General features: G+C 44.7%; 22 protein-coding genes. 12 read left to right on the top strand and 10 right to left on the bottom strand.

The annotated features are described in order from the left end of the window. The 3 genes from AC0L6N_RS12660 to AC0L6N_RS12650 all read right to left on the bottom strand — a co-directional run bounded on the left by AC0L6N_RS12660 (position 1) and on the right by AC0L6N_RS12650 (position 4,403). Positions 1-696 (bottom strand): hypothetical protein, encoded by a 696-nt coding sequence (locus AC0L6N_RS12660; protein WP_473474991.1) that lies wholly within the window; start codon positions 694-696, stop codon positions 1-3. 346 nt (positions 697-1,042) lie between these two features. Continuing rightward, positions 1,043-1,366: a DUF2956 domain-containing protein gene (locus AC0L6N_RS12655; protein WP_473474989.1), complete on the bottom strand. Its 324-nt coding sequence runs from the start codon at positions 1,364-1,366 to the stop codon at positions 1,043-1,045. 292 nt (positions 1,367-1,658) lie between these two features. Next, positions 1,659-4,403, bottom strand: coding sequence for a TonB-dependent receptor domain-containing protein (locus AC0L6N_RS12650; RefSeq protein WP_473474988.1), 2,745 nt, complete (start codon positions 4,401-4,403; stop codon positions 1,659-1,661). Between the two features lie 201 nt (positions 4,404-4,604). Here AC0L6N_RS12650 and AC0L6N_RS12645 point away from each other — a divergent pair, with 201 nt between their 5' ends. The 12 genes from AC0L6N_RS12645 (at position 4,605) to AC0L6N_RS12590 (ending at position 18,201) form a co-directional block, all read left to right on the top strand. Then, on the top strand, positions 4,605-5,810 hold the full coding sequence (locus AC0L6N_RS12645) for an anhydro-N-acetylmuramic acid kinase (RefSeq protein WP_473474986.1): 1,206 nt from the start codon (positions 4,605-4,607) through the stop codon (positions 5,808-5,810). Between the two features lie 461 nt (positions 5,811-6,271). Continuing rightward, positions 6,272-7,513, top strand: a complete 1,242-nt coding sequence (locus tag AC0L6N_RS12640; protein WP_473474984.1) for a serine hydrolase domain-containing protein — start codon at positions 6,272-6,274, stop codon at positions 7,511-7,513. Between the two features lie 536 nt (positions 7,514-8,049). Beyond that, positions 8,050-8,538, top strand: coding sequence for an HvfA family oxazolone/thioamide-modified RiPP metallophore (locus AC0L6N_RS12635; RefSeq protein WP_473474982.1), 489 nt, complete (start codon positions 8,050-8,052; stop codon positions 8,536-8,538). A 115-nt stretch (positions 8,539-8,653) separates the two neighbouring features. Continuing rightward, entirely contained in the window at positions 8,654-9,502 is an 849-nt protein-coding gene (locus AC0L6N_RS12630) for an HvfB family MNIO-type RiPP peptide maturase (RefSeq protein ID WP_473474980.1), read from the top strand. After that, positions 9,503-10,252: an HvfC family RiPP maturation protein gene (locus AC0L6N_RS12625; protein ID WP_473474979.1), complete on the top strand. Its 750-nt coding sequence runs from the start codon at positions 9,503-9,505 to the stop codon at positions 10,250-10,252. It abuts the gene before it with no gap. A gap of 240 nt (positions 10,253-10,492) precedes the next feature. After that, positions 10,493-11,029, top strand: coding sequence for an adenine phosphoribosyltransferase (apt, locus tag AC0L6N_RS12620; protein ID WP_006991928.1), 537 nt, complete (start codon positions 10,493-10,495; stop codon positions 11,027-11,029). A 9-nt stretch (positions 11,030-11,038) separates the two neighbouring features. After that, the gene (gene dnaX / locus AC0L6N_RS12615; protein WP_473474978.1) at positions 11,039-13,771 is read left to right on the top strand and encodes a DNA polymerase III subunit gamma/tau; all 2,733 of its coding nucleotides are present in this window, start codon (positions 11,039-11,041) and stop codon (positions 13,769-13,771) included. A gap of 30 nt (positions 13,772-13,801) precedes the next feature. Next, positions 13,802-14,128 carry a YbaB/EbfC family nucleoid-associated protein gene (locus AC0L6N_RS12610; RefSeq protein ID WP_006991930.1) on the top strand — a complete coding sequence of 109 codons (327 nt, stop codon included), beginning with the start codon at positions 13,802-13,804 and terminating at the stop codon, positions 14,126-14,128. A gap of 38 nt (positions 14,129-14,166) precedes the next feature. Further along, positions 14,167-14,769: a recombination mediator RecR gene (gene recR / locus AC0L6N_RS12605; protein WP_011575660.1), complete on the top strand. Its 603-nt coding sequence runs from the start codon at positions 14,167-14,169 to the stop codon at positions 14,767-14,769. 156 nt (positions 14,770-14,925) lie between these two features. Then, positions 14,926-16,848 (top strand): molecular chaperone HtpG, encoded by a 1,923-nt coding sequence (gene htpG, locus AC0L6N_RS12600; RefSeq protein ID WP_473474975.1) that lies wholly within the window; start codon positions 14,926-14,928, stop codon positions 16,846-16,848. A 188-nt stretch (positions 16,849-17,036) separates the two neighbouring features. Next, positions 17,037-17,681: an adenylate kinase gene (adk, locus tag AC0L6N_RS12595; RefSeq protein WP_011575658.1), complete on the top strand. Its 645-nt coding sequence runs from the start codon at positions 17,037-17,039 to the stop codon at positions 17,679-17,681. A gap of 130 nt (positions 17,682-17,811) precedes the next feature. Next, the gene (locus AC0L6N_RS12590) at positions 17,812-18,201 is read left to right on the top strand and encodes an MAPEG family protein (RefSeq protein ID WP_473474973.1); all 390 of its coding nucleotides are present in this window, start codon (positions 17,812-17,814) and stop codon (positions 18,199-18,201) included. 115 nt (positions 18,202-18,316) lie between these two features. On the opposite strand, the gene AC0L6N_RS12585 is transcribed toward AC0L6N_RS12590, so the two are convergent. From AC0L6N_RS12585 to hisA, 7 genes are all read right to left on the bottom strand, one after another. Next, positions 18,317-18,781: an Hsp20 family protein gene (locus tag AC0L6N_RS12585; RefSeq protein WP_011575656.1), complete on the bottom strand. Its 465-nt coding sequence runs from the start codon at positions 18,779-18,781 to the stop codon at positions 18,317-18,319. 319 nt (positions 18,782-19,100) lie between these two features. Further along, on the bottom strand, positions 19,101-19,670 hold the full coding sequence (locus tag AC0L6N_RS12580) for a YceI family protein (RefSeq protein ID WP_011575655.1): 570 nt from the start codon (positions 19,668-19,670) through the stop codon (positions 19,101-19,103). Positions 19,671-19,672: 2 nt separating this feature from the next. Further along, the gene (locus AC0L6N_RS12575; RefSeq protein ID WP_473474970.1) at positions 19,673-20,224 is read right to left on the bottom strand and encodes a cytochrome b; all 552 of its coding nucleotides are present in this window, start codon (positions 20,222-20,224) and stop codon (positions 19,673-19,675) included. A 325-nt stretch (positions 20,225-20,549) separates the two neighbouring features. Next, the gene (hisIE, locus tag AC0L6N_RS12570) at positions 20,550-21,170 is read right to left on the bottom strand and encodes a bifunctional phosphoribosyl-AMP cyclohydrolase/phosphoribosyl-ATP diphosphatase HisIE (protein ID WP_473474969.1); all 621 of its coding nucleotides are present in this window, start codon (positions 21,168-21,170) and stop codon (positions 20,550-20,552) included. A 61-nt stretch (positions 21,171-21,231) separates the two neighbouring features. Beyond that, positions 21,232-22,005: an imidazole glycerol phosphate synthase subunit HisF gene (gene hisF, locus AC0L6N_RS12565; RefSeq protein WP_473474967.1), complete on the bottom strand. Its 774-nt coding sequence runs from the start codon at positions 22,003-22,005 to the stop codon at positions 21,232-21,234. A 76-nt stretch (positions 22,006-22,081) separates the two neighbouring features. After that, positions 22,082-23,080, bottom strand: a complete 999-nt coding sequence (locus AC0L6N_RS12560) for a branched-chain amino acid aminotransferase (protein WP_011575651.1) — start codon at positions 23,078-23,080, stop codon at positions 22,082-22,084. 187 nt (positions 23,081-23,267) lie between these two features. Next, entirely contained in the window at positions 23,268-24,002 is a 735-nt protein-coding gene (gene hisA / locus AC0L6N_RS12555; protein ID WP_473474966.1) for a 1-(5-phosphoribosyl)-5-[(5-phosphoribosylamino)methylideneamino]imidazole-4-carboxamide isomerase, read from the bottom strand. Between the last annotated feature and the right edge of the window lies 1 nt (position 24,003).

Here is a 24,003-nt window from a genome sequence, read left to right as displayed (position 1 = left end):
TTACGCCTCCCTTTGCATAACTGCTTCGGCTGACAAGCTAATGATAGGAGTAGGCGCCATCAACCCTAAATTACGCTGTTGCTCGTCTAGCAGTAGTTCGAAGCGCCGCTGAAATAACTCCGGGTTATTGTTTAGATCGCTTTCGTCAATGAATTTTTTGAGCACATTGGTCAATGCCTCTGCGCCCTTAATATCGTTCGATGCCGCTAGTGGGTAAGCGTTATAATAATGATTGGTCCAAATCTGGTTGTAGGTAATGTAATTGTGAAAGGGTTGCAGCGGGACGGAGTTTGGGTACTTAACATTTTTGTACCAGAGCATGTCCAGCCCGTTGGGTATGGCCATATGAAATGAATCGACATATTGCTTCCAACTGCCATTGAAATTACTGAAAAACATCATGTAATGGTACTTGAGCTGCTCTTTTGGTTGCGAGGCATGTATGTGTGGAAATTTCTTGATTACCGTCCATCTAGCATAATGAATGAGCGACAAGGTTAATAATCCGTTTAAACGCTCATAGATTAAATCCGCTAGTTTCATTGGCACCAAATTACCCCAAAACCCAGTGGTGCCTAGTTTCCTTGAAACTGAAAATTGAACAGCGGCGAATTTCACTCTATTCCAATAATATACCCAGCCTGTGAGCGGTGTGATAACGTTCATAGCATAGGATTTACCAGCGATATTAGACATCAATCTTTCCTTTTTATGATGTGTAAAATAATGGCTCTTTATTCAAGTTGTGCTAGAACTCGTCTGAATCGAGAGGGCTAATGTAAGTATTAGATTTTCTTTTTATGCTTTCTTGTCGCCATTTTATTCCGCGGCATTAAACACAACATAAGCGTAGTATCTGTTTGAAAAATGAACAATAAAGGTAAGGCGAACAAATGTTTGGAATGGAGGTGTTTGCGCTGAGTCCTCACAGTGGATGGTGAGCGAGTGCTTTGTCGTTAGTTTAGGTGATAATCAAGACCAGCGCCGGTGTCGATATGTTGAGTTCAGAGGCCAAATAGGCTGGTATGCTTGCTAAAGTCAGTTAATAACTCTGCCAAACTACATATGCGATAAACCCAATCCAACTCAGGGCTAAAAGGCCCCATGGTAAGGGATTAAAAGCTGCGGTTGGGAGAACTTGGATTGTTGGCTCATTAGGTTTATCAGCAACGTGTTTGGCTTTTTGTTTACGCTGTTTGTCAATTTCACGTAATTTTATCCCCTGTTGCTTCTTGTAATCCGCAATGCCTTTTTGAATGCCTTGAGCAATCAGCTTGGTTTGCTCTTTCGTTTGGCCACTTTTTTGTCTTCCCTTAGCAAACTTCATCGCTTGCTGTTCAACTTGTGGTGATACTTTAGGTTTCATTTTTGATTGTTCCACAGCATTTAATTAAGCAGCCTAGTTTACTGTATACGCTAAATTGAAGTCGATTACCCTTACCTCAAATTCTGTTGAGATGATGCCTCATTTTACCGAAATAGGCGCACGTTTTTCCATAGTCATAGCTAACAAAGCGTATAAATGCATTAACGATCGGTCTATGCGTGCTGAGCTGATAAAAAAGCCCTGCTAATGCAGGGCTTGATTGAATTTACCAGTAATTTAGTGATAATTCTGGTGACACATCTCATGAACCGCGTTCACTACAAGTTAGCCACTACAAACTGGGGGAGTAACGAATAGCTAATCCAATTGTTCTGCCTATTACATCGTAATCACTGACTGTATTGAAATGATTTGCTCCTGCTGATGGAGTAGGCGGTTGCTTGTCAAACAGGTTGTCGATACCGAAGTTTAACACCACTTGCTCGGTTGCTTGCCAAGATGCGGCGAAGTCAAAATAATCTTGGGCGCTAATGCTAGTGGAGCGGTCAGACGCGTAATCTACATCGCCTATTCGTCTCCAACCTAGCTGCATGTTTATGGTGTCTAATTGCCAATCAAGGGTTGCTCTGTGCTTGTAGTCAGCTTGCAACACGCTGGCAAAGTCGCCGGAGCAGGCGCTGCCGTAGGTCCCCTTACAATCAATAGCCGCCACTGTGGCATTGTTTTGGCGGGTTTGCTTGGTAACTAGGTTACCTTGATAACTAAACTTGAGCTTACCTCCAATGGCGTCAGGCGCATCCATGATGTAATTGGTCGCTATATCAATACCGCTTTGTTCAATCGATGCCAAGTTGAAGTCATTAACGATAGCTGTGGTGATAAAACCAGTGGTTGAGTCACGCAAAACAGCGCCACATAATGGATTGTTCGCATCAGGGTTATCGATATAGCAGCTTTGTAACGCCGCGCCAGGTTGAATTTGGCTAACGGCATCAGAGATATCAATGTGATAATAATCGATTGAGATATCGAAACCGTCAATGTACTCAGGGGTGTAGACGATACCCAGGGTCTCAGATTCGGCCTGTTCAGGCTTAATGTCTGGGTTGCCTCCATAGGTATACTCCGCTGTGCTCGAATCATAAGCTGTACCGATCGCAGGTGCACCGTAGCGTTCGCACTGAGCTGTATCGCCTGTGCCCAATAAGCAAGGATCTCCGTTATAACGCCCAGCAAATCGGGCTACAAACTGATCACTTGTTTGATCGAATAAGGCAAGTGATAAGCCACTGATTGGGCTAGCAAACTCACCTAGGTTGGGTGCTCTAAACGCGGTTAGTTTGTTCGCACGTAAGCGAATATCATCGTTAATCGCCCAGTTAAGGCCAATTTTATAGGTATCTTCTGCTTCGGTATTAGAATACTCGGAAACACGATAAGCCCCTTCAATGCTCACCTCTTTGGCAAAGGCGACGTCTGATACCACAGGGATTAGCAGCTCGGCATAAAATTCCTCACTGTCAAAGCTAGCATCCATATCAAATGCGCTTACAGTTGCAAAACTGGTGCCGTTTCTGAATGCGTCCCCTGGCGTCTGTTCGCCCGTTTCTTTGCGATATTCATAACCTACTGCAAAATCGATGGGACCATCCGGTAATTCAAAGAAGGCTGATGAGTCACCAGACAGAGTTGCTGCAAGCACATTTTGAGTGCGCTCTCGGGTGGTATAAATAAGTGGGTCACTGAAATTGGATAAATCCAAATTCGGGTCGAACAAATCGACACTATTGGCCAACGCCGCAAAGCGATTATTGCCAGCGCCGTCAACTGTATAGGCGTTATTATATAAGGTCGCGGTTTCATCTGTTTTACCGTACTGCCCGTAAACATCGTAACGTAAGTAATCAGTGATATCGCCCTTGATGCCTAATTGTAGTTGAATTGAATCTCGTTCAGCTTCTGTGTGCTGTACACCAAGGCCTAGATTTCGTTCTACGTTTACTTGTGCATTGCCGTTAGTATCAAAGGTTAGTCTATTGCGAATGTCATCAGTTAAAAAGGCATTATCTGCGGTTAGCGTCACTGCTTGATTGACCGATATCGGTGCTTGTCCGCTTGCGCCAGCACCCTCAACCGTGACTTGAGAGTACATGACTCGACCATAAGCCGTGGCGTTGTCAGTTAGATCAAAGTCAAATAATAGGCCGCTCGACAAACGTTTCATCGGTTGAGTCAGGTACAGATCAGCCGTTGAGCTTGTTGTTTGGCGCTCATCAAGCACATTTCCGCCTCCACCAATGGCAAAGGCATTGCCTGTTGCCACGTCGGTATAGTAACCGCCAGTGTTAATGATGGCGTTGGCATTTTGCATTGCATAATCACGCTCGCCGGCTAATAACTCTTTTCTTTCAGAGTAGCCGAGGTAGCCTGTTATATGACCTAAACCATCAGCGATATCACCGCCGAAAATACCTTCAAAATTAAGAGTTTCGTTACCGCCATCAGCGGTTTCGTAGCTGCTGGAAAACTCAGCACCAGTAAAGTCATCGTTCAGGATGAAGTTAACCACACCAGAAACTGCATCAGCGCCATACACAGCGGCGGCACCGCCGGTGAGTACATCAACACGCTTGATTAAGCCAGTGGGGATCATGTTAACATCCACAGAATTACGGAAACTAAATGGCACTGCGCGCGTGCCATCAATCAATACTAGGGTGCGGTTTTGCCCTAAGCCTCGTAAATCAATGGTTGAAGAGCCGAATGAATCACCTACGGTCGAGCCGGTACTGTTTGCACCCGCCGCTGCTTGGGGTAATTTTGTTGTAATATCTTCCACGTTGACGGCGCGATCTAGTTTAATCTGTACTTGGTCAACACTGGCTACTGCACTGCTTGATACCAGCTCTGTGCGTTGTATTCTAGAGCCTGTAATGGAGATAACTTCGGTTTTATCTGCTTTTTGCGATTGCTCTTGCGCCATGGGGGCACAACTGAAAAAAGCAGCTGTTACTGCAAGCGTGATGGGCGTTAGGGTGAGTCGTTGCAACTTGCTAGTATGCGTTTTGTGTTTCATTTGTCTTCTATCCCGAGGTCAATATTCGATGGAAAGCGCAATAAAAAGCACGATGGAAAAATGTGCTTTTGGTGATTCTTATTTGTACACAAGACTCATTATTTACTCAGCAAAATACAAATTGCAATAAAACTTTCTTGTTAATTTTATATTTATTGATAAATTATTCTTACTCAGTCGTAATTAAGAGCAGATTAAATAATGAACAAGCACATCGAGCAACTATATTGCAGCGCTAAAAAACGCTCTCGCTTAATCATTGGTTTGATGAGTGGCACCTCCCTAGACGGACTAGACGTGGCATTGTGCCGCATTGAGGGGCACGGCACTGACACGCAAATCGAGTTAGTGGCATTTTGCACCGTGGATTACGACGATGGTTACAAACAAAAAATAAAAAGTGTGTTTGCTAAGCGCCATGTGGACTTGCAACAGGTGACCTTGCTAAACCCTTGGGTAGGCGTTTTGCATGGTCAGATGGTCAATCAATGTTTAGAAAAGTGGAATATAGCTGCCACAGACATCGATGCCATCGCTAGCCACGGGCAAACGATTTATCACTGCCCGTTACGTCAACATGGTCAAAGTGAGTTTGGCAACGCCACTTTGCAAATTGGTGATGCGGATCACCTAGCCGTAACCACTGGTATTTTGACCATAGGGGATTTTCGCCAGAAACATATAGCAGCGGGAGGTGAGGGCGCGCCGCTAGCCGTTTATGGGGACTACTTGTTTTTCACCAGTAAGCAAGAGAATCGCATTTTATTGAACATGGGTGGCATCGCTAATTTGACCTTTTTGCCCTGCTCAGCAGATGCAAGTGCGGTATTTAGTTCAGATATTGGGCCTGGCAACACCATCATGGACGCATACGTGCAGCGCCATTTTTCGCCATTACACTATGATAAAGACAGTGCAATTGCATCTCAGGGCAAGGTGCACTTAGGGTTATTGGATAGCTTGTTAGAGCATGCGTTTTTTGCGCTAGATTTTCCTAAAACCACTGGCCCCGAAGTATTCAATTTGGACTATTTAAGTGTTGCTCAGGCGCACTCAGCTACCCAACAATTAGCCCATGAAGATGTACTTGCCACCTTGAATTTATTTTCGGCGAGAACAATTGCAAATGCCATTAATGATGCCGCAATCGAGCTTGAAGAATTCAAAGTTTACGCAAGCGGCGGTGGCATTCATAACCCGCTGTTGATGGAGCATATTTTGCGATTGTGCCCCAACGTGACGGCCATCCAAGATACCAGCAAGCTAGGGATAGACCCAGACGCCAAAGAAGCGGTGCTATTCGCCATATTAGCCAACGAATGCCTAGTTGGTGGGCAACAGCCGTTTGGCAACCTAGAGCAGGGGATCCCGAATATCACCATGGGCAAAATAAGCTTTCCCGATTAAACAGCCTAAATGGGATAGTGAATTACGTAGGAAATTGGCAGTGCTGCGCTCAACTTAGTGGTAGAAAAAAGTCAACAGTACCCTGTGCTCAGGCTATCTTAAACATTTGCCGCACACCGCTTTCATTTCAAGCTCGAAGTAGTCGTCTCATATTGCTTTGCACGGTTTTTAGTGCGGCGCTTCGTACGCATTTTTGCATACCTATTAGTATGATTTTCGTAATTTCTAGCATTGTTTCATCTTACGAATAGAGCCAAAACGATACTCTTTCAACCAGAGCAAAGTCTTCGCGGTATCCTTCTGATTTTGGCGGTTCGCCGACGTTCAGCTTAGTTTGCCGATGTTAACCAAATGTTATATGTTGTTGACTGAAAACTGACCGTATTTTTAGATGCAAAGTGCTAAGCATTAAAATGGGTTTGTCTTGTTTATCTATTCAGCCAACGCTAGGAAAGCAAAAAATGAAGTATATGAATAAATTCACTCAGTTCGGCCTACATGCAAGTCGTTTTTTGTCCTTATCTTTAACGTTATCAATATTCACCACTGGCATAATAATTGGTCATGCTTCTGCCGGTATACGTTCTGATGATGCGTTTATCGAAAAGAGTAAATTAGTGGAGCGCAGCAGTGAAATACTCTTTTGGACCCAAGAGGAGCGTGCGATCGGTTTTAAAAACATTAGCAGAATGTGGCCGACGCGAGTGGTTGCAAAATCTAAAAATGCAAAACCCATGGTGTTAAATGATCTCGGTCTAGGAAGTGTTACCTACCAGGTTGGAGAAACGAAGTATACCATCGAAGATTTCATTGCACTTAAAGGCGCGATAGGGATGGTGGTGCTAAAAGACGGTGAGTTGGTATACGAAAATTACACAGAAGGAAATGATAAGAACACCCGCTGGATATCGTTTTCAGTCACTAAATCTGTTTCATCGTTACTGATTGGCGCTGCAATCAAAGACGGCTATATAGCAAGCGTAAATGATCAGATGGTTGACTACTTGCCCCAGCTGAAAGGCTCGGCTTATGAGGGCGTAACCATTAAAAATGTGTTGCACATGAATTCTGGCGTTCAGTGGAACGAAGATTACAGCGACCCAAATTCGGATGTGTCAAAAGCAGGCGGAGCAAATGGCATAACATTAATTAACTATGTCAAAGCGCTTTCAAGAGCGCACGAGCCGGGTACCGTGTTTAATTACAATACTGCAGAGTCGAACTTGATTGGCGAGCTTTTACGCTCAGCGATTGGTAACAATGCTGCTACCTATTTACAAGATAAAATATGGCAACCCAACGCCATGGAAAACGATGCGTTTTGGGTACTTGATAGACCAAACGGTGTTGAAACCGGTGGTTGTTGCTTACTGGCTAGCCTGCGAGACTTTGCTCGGCTAGGGCAGTTCGCCTATGAACAATTGTCGTCACCGCTCAATTCACCATTGCCGCGCAACTGGGTAAAAGACTCGATAACGCCATCGACCACGTACCCTCATTATGGTTACCAATGGTGGTTAGAAACTGGCAACGAGGAGTTTCGCGCATCCGGTATTTTTGGCCAATCAATTGCCATTTATCCTGAGCTCGGAGTCGTTATAGCCAAACACGGCAACACTCCCCAAGCCACAGGGTCTAGCGTATTTAAGGAACACGAAAAAGCGCTAGATGAAGCTATATTAGCAAGGATTAAAGCACTATAGCTCCTCGACTGAGAGCCTTTATAAAATGAGAGCTCTATTAACAGACGGCTTAGCCACTGGTGGGTGATTGAGCCATCTTACTAACCTTGCTTTTCCTGAAAATAATTTGCACGTTAATAATGATACATTCGACCAGCGATATGAGCTTACGCCATGAATGACTCTAGCGTATTAGGTTCGATGATGGTTAGAGATAAATTGATGGGGGTACGTGAAGCGCTGAGAAAATTTCGTATATGCACAAAATAACACCTTAGTTACCCAGCTTGGCGCCTAAGTTATTTTAAGATGCTAAGTATACTTACCCACCACACGTCTGAGCAATACATAAGCGATTGAGGTTGTTTATCATTTTCAAGCTTCACTCAAACATTGGGGGAATAGTCTACACTGGGTGTGAACTTATGTTTCAGGGAGGAAATAGGGATTAAATGTAAATATTTTTCTTGCCGGTGAAATATTCATTTACATCGTTGGGTCTTATCACTTGTAAGCAAGATTACACAAAATTATTACTTCTACTTAAGGTGTCAAATATGAAACAAATTAAACAAACTACTATCGCTACAGCAATTGGTGCAGTTGTACTAGGCTCACTAGCTTCAGTTAGCTTTCAAGCAAACGCGGCACCTTTTGGGATGCAAACATTAGAGTCTGGTTATATGCAAGATGTTGCTGAAGGTAAGTGCGGCGAAGGCAAATGTGGCGGCGACAAAGCAGCTAAAATGACCAAAGAAGGTAAGTGCGGCGAAGGCAAATGTGGCGGCGACAAAGCAGCTAAAATGACCAAAGAAGGCAAGTGCGGCGAAGGTAAATGTGGCGGCGACAAAGCAGCCAAAGAAGGCAAGTGCGGCGAAGGTAAATGTGGCGGCGACAAAGCAGCCAAAGAAGGCAAGTGCGGCGAAGGTAAATGTGGCGGCGACAAAGCAGCTAAAGAAGGTAAGTGCGGCGAAGGTAAATGTGGCGGCGACAAAGCAGCTAAAGAAGGTAAGTGCGGCGAAGGTAAATGTGGCGGCCAAGCTTAATTCTTAACTAGAATTTTCTGAATAAAGGCCAGCTTTGCTGGCCTTTATTGTTTAGGCGACGTAAGTTGTCGGCTAGGTTAAAACAGTCGTTATAACGGCAGTGAAGAGGTAAGTGATGCAGAGTAAGCATTTATCAGGCGTGGGTTTAGGATTACGCCGTGAGATGATCAACGAACTAATTGACGATATTCCCAGCGCTGTCGATTTTTGGGAAGTCGCTCCCGAGAACTGGATCCCGCTGGGAGGAAAGTACCAAAAGCAGCTCAATCAGTTTACCAGCACCAGCGAGTTTACAACCCACGGACTTTCACTGTCTATTGGTGGCCCCGAGCCGCTGGATATTAATTTCGTTAAAGACGTAAAAGCATTTCTTGATACGCATAATATTCAGCATTACAGCGAGCACCTAAGTTATTGTTCAGGTAAGGGCCATCTCTACGATTTAATGCCAATCCCATTCAGCGAAGACGCAGTGAAGTACGTGGTTGAGCGAGTCAACATGGTGCAAGACATCATTGAGCGGCCGCTCATACTAGAAAACGTATCATACTATGCAGCGCCCAACGCTAATATGAGTGAACAAGACTTCACACTAGCAGTATTGGAAGAATCGAATTGTAAAATGCTGTTGGATGTAAACAATATCTATGTAAATTCAATTAACCATGGTTATGACGCTGAGGGGTTTTTGAAGGCAATGCCAACAGCACGAATTGTCTATGGTCATATTGCTGGGCACTATGATGAGGCTGACGATTTGAAAGTGGACACCCACGGCGCTGATGTGATTCAACCTGTATGGGATTTACTCGAAAAAGCGTATGAGATCCACGGTGTCTTTCCCACCTTGTTAGAGCGTGATTTTAATATTCCTCCGATTGAAGAACTCTTGCTTGAAGTTGACAAAATTCGACAAATTCAGCTTAAGCATAGGGTGGCCGAGACACACAAGGATTTGGCATAAATGTACGACTTTCAAAAGACTCAGCTGGCGTTCATTGATCACCTAAAAGATCCTGCTACTCACTCTTTCTCACATGGCATTGAGCCAAGGCGAATGGAAATCTACCGAGATTTGTTCTTTAACAATATCAAGGGGTTTCTTAGTTCGGGCTTTCCTGTACTTGAGAGTTTGTATACCGAAGCGCAATGGAACAGCCTTGCTCGGCAATTTTTTGCTGAGCACGAATGCCGTTCGCCCTATTTTACGGATATCAGTAAAGAGTTCGTTGAGTATTTAAGCAATGAGTACGAACGCCAACCACATGATCCCATTTTTATGGCCGAACTGGCCCACTATGAATGGATGGAGCTTACGGTATCTATCAGAAAGCAAACTCACTCTCAAACATACGACGCAGCAGAAAAGGTAACAGCAGTGCAATTATCACAACTGGCCAGCGTGGTGAGTTACCAGTTTCCTGTACACCAAATTAGCCAAGATTATCAACCAAGCGAACCTGGCGAGCCTGTTTATTTAGTGATCCACCGTGATAGCGACGATCAAGTAGATTTTACGCTGATAACCGCTATGACAGCCCATTTGCTCGTCACGATTGAAAATAATCAGCATTTGTCACTCGAGTCGCTGAATCAAAGTATGATTGAAACGCTCCCGCAAATAGAACCAGCGCAAGTGATACAAGGCGTAAATCAAATTGTGCAGCAAATGTTAGAGCAACAGATACTCGTGCCGTATGCGATTAGCACGTAAATAGGCTATCAATTTTTATTTGTTTGAATTACCATTTACGGCTGAATTCATATTAGTTAAATCGCGACGAATGGGGTTTTCAATGCAAGATAATAATGGTTCTCAAGATCCGTTCAACTTCACTTATCTGGCCGCTGGGCTGTTGACGTTATTGGCACTGCCATTAATGCACGTCATCCTTGGTTGGATGGTTTTCCTTTAACCGTCGTTTTTTAATTATCCATCACAACGGGGAAAGCTGTGCCCGCTGCTTATATAAAGTCGGTTATTAAAACCGTACCTGATTATCCCAAACCTGGGATTTTATTTCGTGACGTGACTTCGATTCTTGAAGATCATAAAGCGTACACGACGAGTATCGAACTTTTGGTAAAAGAGTTCGCTCCATACAATTTCGATAAAGTGGCTGGCACAGAAGCCCGCGGCTTTTTGTTCGGTGCGCCTCTGGCGATTGAGCTAGGTATCGGTTTTATACCTGTACGTAAGCCCAATAAACTGCCGCGTAAAGTGATCAGCGAAAGCTACGATCTTGAATACGGCACTGACTGCCTAGAGATCCATGAAGATGCGGTCAAACCGGGTGAGAAAGTATTGATGCTAGATGACTTGCTTGCCACTGGTGGCACAATGATCGCCACTGCTAATTTAATTAGACGTTTAGGCGGTATCGTTGAGCATGCTGGTTTTGTTATTTCATTACCTGATTTAGGTGGTGAAGCCAAACTGCAAGAAATCGGTGTACAAAGTCATTCAATTTGTGAGTTCGAAGGCGAGTAATCCAATAACATGAGCTATCAAGTTCTAGCGCGAAAATGGCGGCCAAATAATTTCAGTGAATTAGTTGGTCAAGAGCATGTAGTCGCAGCCATTTCAAATGCACTTGATAATGACCGCTTACACCACGCTTATTTGTTTACGGGTACGCGAGGTGTGGGCAAAACCACTATCGCACGGATCTTTTCCAAGAGTCTGAATTGCGAATTGGGCATGGGGTCAAAACCCTGTGGTAAATGCTCTACCTGTGTTGAAATAGAGCAGGGCAACTTCGTTGATCTGTTAGAAATCGATGCAGCCTCACGCACAAAGGTCGAGGATACTCGGGAATTATTAGACAACGTACAATATCGACCCTCACGTGGTCGATACAAAGTGTACTTAATTGATGAAGTACACATGTTGTCTAAGCATAGTTTTAACGCTCTGCTTAAAACCCTTGAAGAGCCACCGCCACACGTCAAATTCTTGTTGGCGACAACCGATCCGCAAAAGCTACCGATCACGATTTTATCTCGCTGCTTGCAGTTCAACCTTAAAGCCTTATCACGAGCGCAAATTGCTCAGCAACTACAGCATGTTTTTGCCCAAGAGCAACTTCAAAATGCGCCAGAAGCGCTGGCGCAAATAGCAAGAGCTGCACAGGGAAGTATGCGTGACGCTTTGAGTTTATCCGATCAAGCTATTGCCCAAGGCAATGGCAACGTCAGTTTAAGCATAGTCACCGACATGCTCGGCTTAATGGACAAAACGCAAGTTCTCAAGTTACTCAATGCTGTGCTGAATAAGCAAAATGAGTCGGTGTTTGAATTGGTCGACTTTATGTCTGAACAAGCCGTCGACTATAGCCAGGTGCTGAATGAATTGATGAGTTTGCTACATCAAGTCGCTTTGACCCAATTTGTACCTGATGCATGCAAACTTGAGACTATTTCCGCTCGGGCGATATATCAATTAGCTAAAAATGCACTGCCTGAGCACATACAATTGCTTTACCAAATTGCATTGCAAGGTAAGCGCGATATGCCATTTGCAGCGGATGCCAGAACAGGCTTGGAAATGACACTGCTGCGCATGTTGGCCTTTAGCCCAGTGCAAGTAAATACTAGTGTTGAAGAGCTAGTGGCTATGACCCCAAGCCCATTATCGAGTAGTGGGCCGAGTAGTGGACCGAGTAGTGCACCGCTGCCAATGCGAGACAAACACGACCTTGTTACACCCACTGACGACACGCCAGTTGAGTCTAAGGAAACGGTTGTCGCTGCGACGGCACAAGCTGAGGAAGCGCCCCAAGCACCAATTGCCACTGAGATTGATAACACGCAAAGAGCGGCAGCGCCAAAAGATGCGCCATCTACTGCCAGTGACTCTACGTCTAACAATGATTTTACTAACGACAGTGATTTTACAGCCCGTCAGAACACTCAACCCCTTGAGGTAGTGGGCTCGAAAAGTGAGTATGCAGACAAAGCGGCCACACAAAATCAAGTGGAAGGAGCTGCTGCTGTTGAAAAGACACTAGTAGATGAAGCTTCAGCTCAGCCGTTTGATGATGACGAATATCACAGTGCACAAATGCAGGACATGGAAGCGCAACAAGCAGGCATTTTGCAAGAAGCTGAGTATTTTATACAGCCGCAGACTCAGCAACCGCATGATACGAATACAGCTGTCGACCATCAGCAAGAAGTCCATCAACAAGATGCCTCTAAGCCGCAAAGTCAATCTACCGAGAGTTTACTTGCGCTGCGCCGTAAACTCACTCAGGCAGCGCAAGATGAACAGGAGAATGCCCCTTCAGTAAAAAAGTCTGAAGGTGGTTATGACGCCAGTCAGTTTTTGCCTGGTGGTAGCGGGCCGGGTGTTGAACCAATAGCTGGGGCAATTCCTAGAAATCAGCCCGTCACTGAGCCTGCTTCTGCTGAAAGCCCGAGTTCACCCGAATCTCTACCTGAGCCGTCTTCACCTGAGCAAGCTACGCCTTACGCGTACTCTGCTCAAGCAGATGCACCTTATCCGAACGATGCTGATGTACCTAATGAGAATCATGCCGAGTCAGGGGAAGCACCGCCTTGGGCGACAGATGATGCTAATAATCAAACCTCTCATAATGATATCAATGACATTAACGAAGTAACCGTTAACGAAGTCACTGGTGGTGATGTATCTGCTAATGAACTAAGCCATGAGGCGCTAGCCCTTGATGAAGTGACGGTGCCCGTTGACGCACAAGAAGACATAGCAGAAAACCAACAAGAGATTGAAAATACCGTTTTCGACCCCACTGCTCATTTAGCGCAAGATTTAGAATGTGAGGTGGACTATGAGGTACCTGCATTTCTTGAGTCGGGTGAGAAGGTCACAATAGCGCCCCAATTGGATAAATGGAGCGCGTTGATAACACAGATGCAAGTGGCTGCGCTGACGAAGCAATTGGCGCTGCATTCTGAGTTCACTCAAGATGGTGACAAAGTCGTGCTCAATTTGGTGCAAACCAAGGAGCACCTGAATACCGATTCAGCTAAAGAACAATTGCAACGTGCACTGAGTGATGTGTTGCAACAACAGATTACCCTAGAGGTACATGTAGGTGACGCGATTAACACGCCGTTTGCCTTACAACAAAGTATTAATCGGGTGCGATTTGAATATGCCAAGCAAGTGGTCGAAACTAATGAGTCCATTTGTATGTTTAAAGACATGTTCAACGCCCAAGTGCTAAATGATTCAATCAAAGCACGCTAAGTTTTATTTCAAAGTTTAAGAGAGAAAAATATGTTTAAAGGTGGAATGGGTAATGTAATGAAGCAAGCGCAACAAATGCAAGAGCGCATGCAGAAGAAACAAGAAGAGCTAGCCAAAATGGAAGTTACCGGCGAGTCTGGCGCAGGTTTGGTGAAGGTCACTATGACCTGTAACCACAACGTACGCCGCGTTGACATTGACGATAGCTTGATGGAAGACGATAAAGAAATGATTGAAGACTTGGTTGCGGCAGCCATTAACGATGCAGTACGTCGTGTGCAAGAAACCACCAAAGAACAAATGGCAGATGTCACTGGCGGCATGGCGATGCCTCCGGGCTTCAAAATGCCGTTCTAAGAAAGCCGACTCTCAGTATTTCACTCAAGGCAGTATAGATGAAGCTTAGTCCTCTTATTTTAGAGCTCATTAACGCGTTTAAAGTGTTACCCGGTGTGGGCCCGAAAAGTGCCCAGCGCATGGCGTTTCATTTGTTAGAGCGAAATAGAAGTGGTGCCTTGCAGTTGAGCCAAGTGTTGCATAACGCCATGGAACACGTGGGGCATTGCAAGCAGTGCCGTACGTTTACCGAAAGCGAATTGTGTGAAATTTGTGCTCACCCTAGACGCAGCGAAGCGGGCACTTTGTGCGTTGTTGAGTCCCCCCAAGATGTGGTGGCGATTGAACAAACCGCTGAATTTAAAGGTTTGTACTTTGTATTGATGGGACATTTATCGCCTATCGATGGTATTGGGCCGAGTGAAATCGGGTTAGACGAACTAGCGAATTTGTTAGACAGCAAAGATTTGACGGAAGTGATCCTAGCCACCAACCCGACGGTTGAAGGTGAGGCAACGGCCCATTACATTGGCCAGATGTGCTCTGCGAGAGACATTCAAGCGACTCGGTTAGCTCACGGTATGCCGGTGGGTGGCGAGTTAGAATATGTTGATGGCAATACGTTGACGCATGCTTTTGTGGGTCGTCGAAGCCTGTCTTAGGCGAAAATTTCTACGTTTTATGACGGTCTAGTTCATAGGCCGTCAAATATCTCACTGATAGTTACAATTTTTTCATCTTTTGTATTGAAATGCTTTCAAGCGACCTTATCTCCTTACTCACAAACAGAAACCAACTAACTTAGGAGATACTTGTCCATGGCTGACGTTGCCCATCAAGAAACTCATGGCTTTCAAACCGAAGTAAAACAATTGCTTCAGTTGATGATCCATTCACTTTATTCAAATAAAGAAATATTTCTTCGTGAACTTGTTTCTAACGCTGCCGATGCAGCAGACAAATTACGATTCAAGGCGCTGTCGAACGATAGCCTGTACGAAGGTGACGGCGATTTATGCGTTAAGTTAAGCATTGATAAAGACGCTGGCTCTATCACCATCAGTGACAACGGCATCGGTATGGACCGAGCGAGTGTCATTGAGCATTTAGGCACGATTGCCAAATCAGGCACCTCTGAATTTTTCAGTAATTTATCGGGTGACCAAGCGAAAGACTCACAATTAATTGGCCAGTTCGGTGTTGGTTTTTACTCTGCGTTTATCGTGGCTGAAAAAGTGGTCGTGCGTTCTCGTGCTGCAGGCGACGATGCTAGCAAAGGCGTTGAGTGGACATCAGAAGGTGAAGGCGAGTTTACGGTTGCGGATATTGAAAAAGCAGACCGTGGTACTGAAATTACCTTGTTCTTACGTGAAGACGAAAAAGAATTCGCAGATGACTGGCGTTTACGCTCAATCGTGAGCAAATATTCTGATCACATCAGCATTCCGGTGATGATGTACAAAGAAGAAGTACCAGAAAGCGATGGCCCAGATGGCGAGAAAGTGCCCGCGCAACCTGCTAAGTGGGAAGCCGTAAACAAGGCAACAGCCCTATGGACTCGCGATAAGTCTGAAGTGTCTGACGAAGAATACAAAGAGTTTTACAAGCATATTTCTCACGATTTTGCGGATCCACTAGTATGGTCACACAACAAGGTTGAAGGTAAAACTGAATACAATAGCTTGCTGTATATCCCAGCTAAAGCACCGTTCGATATGTGGAACCGTGACCAAAAGCACGGCTTAAAGCTATACGTTCAGCGCGTGTTTATCATGGATGACGCTGAGCAATTCATGCCGACGTATTTGCGTTTCGTGAAAGGTTTGCTTGATTCAAACGACCTACCTTTGAACGTATCTCGTGAAATTTTGCAAGATAACAAAATCACTCAAGCCATTCGTCAGGGCTGTACTAAGCGCGTATTGCAAATGCTTGAGCGTGTAGCTAAAAATGACAGCGAGAAGTACCAAGGCTTCTGGGCTGAATTTGGTAATGTGCTAAAAGAAGGCCCCGCTGAAGATCACGCCAATAAAGAGAAAGTAGCAGGCTTGTTACGTTTCGCTTCGACTGAAAATGACAGCGATGCGCAAAACGTTTCTTTGGCTGATTATGTTAGTCGTATGAAAGACGGCCAAGATAAAATCTACTACATTACCGCCGATAGCTACAAAGCAGCTAAATCTAGTCCGCATTTGGAAATTTTCCGCAAAAAAGGCATCGAAGTTTTATTGATGTCAGACCGTGTGGATGAATGGCTTATGTCCCATTTGACTGAATTCGATGAAAAGTCATTCCAATCAATTACCCATGGTGAATTAGATTTAGGTGATTTAGACGACGAAGACAGCAAAAAGGCCCAAGAGGAAGCTGAGAAGCAAGTTGAAGGCCTAACTGAACGCGTTAAAACTGTGCTAGGCGATAAAGTCGCTGAGGTGAAATTTACGCACCGTCTAACAGATTCACCTGCGTGTATCGTGGCGGATGGCAGTGGTATGTCTACTCAGATGATCAAGTTGATGCAAGCTGCAGGTCAACCAGTACCTGAAGCTAAGTATCACTTCGAGCTTAACCCAGAGCATAGCCTGGTGAAAATGCTAGCTGACGAGCAAGATGAAGAACGTTTCGGTCAGTGGACTGAAGTATTGTTTGATCAAGCTGCGTTGTCAGAACAAGGCAGTCTAAAAGACCCAGCAGCCTTTGTGCACAATTTAAACACCCTACTAATGAATTTGGCAAAATAACGCTAAATTACTCAACATAACGTTAAAAAATGGGCTCTTTAGCCCATTTTTTGTGTATATTATGCATTATTAGATGTTTACACATTTGACCTAAGACATACGTCTTATACGGCTTGTAACCAAAAGGCCGAATGTGTAAAGTTCGGCACAGAATTTTTTAACTTTAACTAAAGGCGAGGGCAAAGAATATGCGTATTATTCTTCTTGGTGCTCCTGGTGCTGGTAAAGGCACTCAAGCTCAATATTTAATGGGTAAATATGGCATCCCGCAGATCTCTACGGGTGATATGCTACGAGCAGCAATAAAAGCTGGCACTGAGTTAGGTAACGCCGCAAAGCGCGTTATGGACGAAGGAAAACTGGTTTCTGATGAGCTCATCATTGGTTTGGTAAAAGAGCGCATTGCACAAGATGATTGCAAAGGCGGTTTCTTACTCGATGGGTTCCCGCGTACTATCCCTCAAGCTGATGCGATGAAAGAAGCGGGCATTAATGTCGATCACGTTATCGAATTTGATGTACCTGATGAAGTGATTGTCGAGCGTATGGCGGGTCGTCGCGTGCATCCTGCTTCGGGTCGTGTTTATCATCTACAATACAATCCGCCTCAAAACGACGGAAAAGATGATGAAACGGGTGAAGATTTAGTTATCCGTGCTGATGACCAAGAAGATACCGTTCGTCACCGCTTAGGTGTTTACCATGAACAGACTAAGCCACTGGTTGATTATTATCAGAGTGAAGCAAGCGCCAACAACTGCCAGTATCATAAAATTGATGGTACTAAAGCGGTTGATGTCGTCAGCGACCAGTTGTCATCTTTACTTGGCTAATGATGGCTATTTAATTGAATGATGAAAAACCCACTGAAAAGTGGGTTTTTTTATGCCTATAATCATTTTTATTTGTTTCGAAGAACCTAAACTAAAAACGAAAACACACTAAAACAGGAACTTATTTATTATGCTACACACGCCAATTACCGCATTTTACGCTGGACTACTGGGGATCACTTTCGTGTATCTTTCAATATTAGTTGTTAGAGGTCGCCGAGCGGGGAAAATCAGCCTGGGAGATGGAGGAGACAGCCATTTCTTAGGCGTGATACGTGCCCATGGAAACTTTGCAGAGTATGTTCCGTTAACACTCGTATTGATGTTGGTCGCAGAAATTAACGCGTCTTATCCTATTGTGCTGCACATTGCTGGCCTCGCTTTGCTCGTAGGCCGTATTTTACACGCTTATGGCCTTAAACATCATTCAGGGGCTAGTTGGCAACGTGTTTCAGGCATGATATTAACCTTTGTAGCTTTGATTGGACTATCAGTGCAGAACATCGCTTATCTCTATTAGCACTTTCTTATAGGTACTCGTATGAGGACATTATTCAATCAATACAAGGCATAAAAAAACGGCGCTCACTTAGCGCCGTTTTGATTCACAGGGAACACACATCAAATTTTATAAGTTAACTCGCGGGTTTGCTTTCACCCTCAATCAACTTCTCAGTATGACTACCAATTTGAATCGTGCGTGGTTTTTTCGCTTCGGGTACCACACGCTCTAGATTAACGTGGAGTAGGCCATTTTCCATTTTGGCGTCGAGCACATTTACGTGATCGCCCAACTGGAATTTGCGTTCAAAGTTACGCTCTGAAATACCCTTGTGAAGGAATTTTCGCTCTTCGTCTGTTGCTGCGGCTTTATTGCCGGTGACTTTCAAGGTGTTTTCTTGCACCTCAATCGAGACTTCATTTTCTGCGAAACCCGCAACCGCCATGGTGATGCGATATTTATCTTCGGCTATCAACTCAATGTTGTAGGGAGGGTAGCTAGATTGTTTTTCATTACGAGATGCAGTGTCAATCATTGATGCCAAGTGGTCAAAACCAATGAAAGAACGGTATAGTGGAGATAGATCGATATTACGCATTTTGCATATCCTCTTTATAAAGCAATATGAGATTAAAGTGTCCCGACTAGCGGCGACGTTAGTTTATTAACGCGGTTCTCGCGTAACCCTTAGGGCTTTGCAGTTTCCTGCCAAATTCTTATCCTTTGAATTTGTATTGACCCTTTCGGCGTCGACAAATACTATGTAGGGATAGGCACAACATTTTTCAATTAAAAAATGTAAATTAAATTTCAATTCAAACTTAACCTTTTGATTTTATTGGTTTTATTTTATTGTTGAATATAACAAAAAAGCCCGCTAATAAGCGGGCCATGATTTGTTAAAGCACAATTTAGGGTTATTGCTTAACACCCTCTAGGTTCAACATCAGCTCAACATGAGTCGAGCTAGGCCCTAAATTTGTCATAATGCCATAATCTGCCATAGCGATACGTGTGGTGCCTGAGAAGCCTACACGGTAGCCGCCCCAAGGATCTTTTCCTTCTCCGATTTTCTCGGCCATGATGATCACAGGTTTAGTGATCCCATGCAGAGATAAGTCCCCGAATATCTTTAAGCGCTCTCCGCCTAAGCTTTCTACCTTGGTGCTCACAAACTTAGCGATTGGATATTTTTTGACGTACAGAAAATCTTCACCGCGCAAGTGTTTGTCACGCTCAGCATGATTTGAGTCAAGACTATCCGTATTGATATTCACAGAGATGGTAGAGGCTTCAGGTTTGGCCGGGTCGTAACTGAACTTACCATCAAAGGTATTGAAACGACCGGTTAGCCAAGAATACCCAAGATGCTGAATTTTAAAGTTAATTGAGGCATGAGCGCCTGCTGTGTCCACCACATAATCTGCGGCAAATGCGTTGCCAGTCAATAGGGCAAGTAAACTGAATGCTAAAAGTGACTTTCTCATTTTTATTCCTTATGTTTTTTAAAGGTAAGCATTCTTACCAGTGTATTGTCGTTATTAATAAAGTGGTGTTTCAACGCTGCTAGTCCATGCAAGCTTGCTAAGGCGATGAGCGTATAAGCGACATATTCATGAACCATGCCCGATAAGTCTTCTTGATTGGAAAATAATTTACCTAAAGAGGCTACCGAAAACCAGTTGAATACGTCAATCCCTCGGTTGTCGGCAGTGGAAATTAAATAGCCGCTCACAAATAAGGTTACTAACAGTATATAGAGCAGGGCGTGAGTGACTCTTGCGGCTAATATTTCCCATGGTTTGCCTAGTGGGTCCGGCTTAGTCTGGGTTACTTTCCATACCATTCGCACAACGGTAAGGCACGTAAGCAGTATGCCGACACTTTTGTGATAATGGGGGGCATCCGTGTACCAAGGGCTGTAATAGCTTAATTCGACCATCCACCAGCCCGCTGCAAACATTCCAATAACCACAACGGCGCTGAGCCAATGAAAAGCGATACTTAACCAACCATAATGCTGAGACGAATTTTTAAGCATTTCAAATCCCTAATAAAGAATAGAGATACTATACCCTTCGTATTATTGAATTAGTATGACAATCTTGTAACGCTAAGTATCGATAAATTAGAACGGTTATATCAGACTTGACACCCATTACACTCGAGGGGAAAGAGCGTGGCGCGATGCAGTCGCTATGGTGGCAGATATTAAAAGTGCACAGAAGACTGCGACGTGAGCAATAAACCAAGTGCTGAAAAGTTGAGAAGAGAGAAAAAAGAGAAAAAAGAGAAAAAAGATAAAAGGGAACTACTTAACGGTCGGTAGTATTGATAAACCGACCGTTCAGTTTATAGTAAAACGACTACTTCGCGTGGCGAGCTTTTAGTACTTCGATGACGTCGCTTAATGACAAATCACTTGCTTGCAGCAGTACCAGTAGATGGTATAGCAAATCAGCCGATTCATTTTTAAGCTCGTCCAAATCTTTTACCGTGGCCGCTAATGCAGTTTCAACCCCTTCTTCACCCACTTTCTGGGCAATTCGTTTTATCCCTTTGCTGTAAAGGTGGGCGGTATAACTAGAATCAGGAGATGCGCCCTTGCGTGATGCAATAACCTGCTCCAACTCTGCGATAAAACTGACGTCTGGTGCAGCGGCATCAGCCCAGCAGGTTTCGTTACCTAAGTGACACGTTGGGCCATTGGGGTGAGCGAGAGCCAGTATTGAATCTTGATCGCAATCAGCGCTGAGCTGAACGAGATTTAGTGTGTGGCCAGATGTTTCCCCTTTGGTCCAAAGGCGCAGCTTTGAGCGGCTGAAAAAGGTAACGTGGCCCGTTTCAAGGGTGTGATGAATGGCATCACTGTTCATATACCCCTGCATTAAAACTTTGCCTGTAGACGCATCTTGCACGATGCAAGGAAGAAGGTTGTCCATTTTCTGCCAAGCCAATTGCTCAACGTTTTGCTTATTGATGATCATGTTTATCTCGTATTCGTATCAATTTAATGTTGTATAACTCGCTCGCGGGCTTTGCTACCGCTTAATCGCGAATAGCCACCTTCTGTTCGCGCAAATAGGCCTTTAACTCGGGTATTGGAATGATGCCTTTATGAAAGACTGACGCCGCTAATGCGCCGTCTACATCAGCCTGCTCAAACACATCTTTAAAGTGGACTTTTTCACCGGCACCACCTGAAGCGATCAACGGAACCGCGCAGTTTTCACGAATAGCGGTCAGTTGCGTAATATCATAACCTTGGCGCACACCGTCTTGATTCATGCAATTAAGTACAATTTCACCTGCACCGTGTTGCTGCACTTCTTTGACCCAATCAGCGGTTTGCCAACGAGTAATTTGCGTGCGACTTTCGTCCCCTGTGTACTGGTGTACTTGGTATTTTCCTGTTTCTTCATTGAAGTAGCTATCAATACCGACCACCACGCACTGTTGCCCAAACGTATCGTGTAGCTCACGAATAAGGCTAGGGTTAGCAAGAGCAGGGGAGTTAATCGATATTTTATCTGCACCCATTTCAAGAATGCGTCCAGCGTCTTCAACAGACTTGATACCACCGGCAACGCAAAAAGGAATATCGATGACTTGCGCGATGCGAGTTACCCAGCTTTTGTCCACCACGCGTTGATCACTAGAAGCGGTAATATCGTAAAACACCAATTCATCAGCGCCTTGTTGGGCGTATAGCTCCGCCAGAGGAACGATTTCGCCAATGGTTTCATGATTACGAAACTTAACGCCTTTTACCACAAGACCATCACGAACATCTAAACAGGGAATAATGCGCCTAGCGAGCATAGAAAACCTTTTTTAATCAAAATATTTATACGAACAACAGATGCCTACTTTATGCAAGCAGGCGTCCTAATAGGGATTACTTAACGCGCTTCAGCCAACCATGAACATCTGGGGCTTTACCCCATTGAATATCATTTAATGCTTGGCGTAATTTCGCAGTTGTTGGGCCTGCTTCACCGCTACCGACTGTGTATTCTTTATCGTTATGAATAAAGGTGCCCACCGGCGTGAGTACAGCAGCTGTGCCCGAAAGTGCAGCTTCAACGCCAGGCTTAGCCGAACGCTCAAGAAGCTCACTGACGGTGATGTCGCGCTCACTGATGGTCATGCCTAAGTCAGCCGCAAGGGTCAAAATAGTGCTGCGAGTCACACCATGTAAAAAAGTCGAGTCCAGACCTTTAGTGATGATCTCATTGCCATCAATCAGCAAGAAATTGGCCGCGCCAGTTTCCTGTACGTCGCCATTGGGGCAGAACAAGATTTGATCGGCGTTGTGCTCAACACGCGCTTTAGAAATCGGGCCTAGGGCGCTGGCATAGTTGCCACCGCTTTTAATCATGCCCATGTGCGGCGCACAGCGCATACCGGTTTCATCCAGCAGCAGGCGCAACGCTTTAGCGCCGCCAGTGAAATAATCACCTACTGGTGACAGTAATACGTATAACATCGAGGTCAGTGATGGCACTGCCGCTTTACCGATAGCAGGCTCGGTACCGAAATGTGTTGGGCGAATATACATCGAGCCTGGCGGCAACGGCACATCGTCAGCATATTTGGCCACAATATCCATGATCATTTGCGCGACTTGCGCTTCATCAACTTCAGGTAGCGACAAAAAGCGAGCACTTTGAGCAAAACGCTTTATGTTCTGATCCATACGAAAGACATGCACACTGCCATCTTCGTGTTTAAATGCTTTCAAACCTTCAAAACACGTACTTGAGTAGTGCAAAACATGGGCTGCAGGGTGCAGGCTAATGCTGTCTGAAGAAACTATTTGCGCTTTATTCCACTGATCATTTTCAAATGTAGTCAATGCCATTTCAGGCATAAAAACGGTACCAAATGCTGCCATTACTTTTTCCTAAATACAGGGGATCAGGGGTGACTCTGGTGTGTCCTTGCCATGATCGTTTACGGTTGAAGTTATTCAATTATTTAGTAAGCACGGCCCCAGTGCAATCACTTCGTCCCATACAATTGTTAAGGACTTTGTCTAGCTTGATTGTACCGGCGCTCTCACCGCGTAAAAAGGGGATAAATTAACTTTGCCAACACTCTATCGCTTGCTCGACGGTGAATTTTCCTTCAAGCAAGGCACGGCCAAGAATAACCCCGCTAACATGGGTTGGTTTAAGGACGGCGATATCATCCAAATTGCCAATGCCGCCCGATGCTTGCCATTCAATGGTCGGAAATTTCGCAGCCATTTCGCTATACAATTGATGATTTGCACCTTGTAATGTGCCATCACGACTGATGTCAGTACATAGCACGTGCTTGGCCCCCACAGACAAAAAGTCTTCTAACAGCGCTTCTAATGACACGCCGGAGTTTTCTTGCCAGCCATGGGTAGCAATAAATTTATTACCTTGCTCGTCAATGTTGATATCAAGGGCGAGTACGATAGCTTCACTGCCATACTTAGTGACCCAACCTTTAACCAGCTCAGGCTCTTTCACCGCAAGTGAACCAATGACGACACGTTTAACGCCTAGCGCTAACAGTTGCGCGACGTCTTGTTCGCTACGAATACCGCCGCCTGCTTGAAATTGCATGCGGCCAGTGGCCACCATGTCGCCAATCAGTTTTAGTTGGCGTTTGTTGGTGTCTTTCGCGCCAGTTAAATCCACTATGTGTAACCACTTAGCGCCTTGATCGGCATAGTTATTGACTACGTCAATGGGGTCCAGTTCGTATTGGGTTTTTTGCTCATAGTCGCCTTGATACAAACGAACCACAGAGCCTTCAATCAAATCTATTGCGGGTATAATCATA

Source organism: Paraglaciecola sp. G1-13 (assembly GCF_055809255.1).
This window is presented reverse-complemented; position numbering and strand designations above follow the sequence as displayed.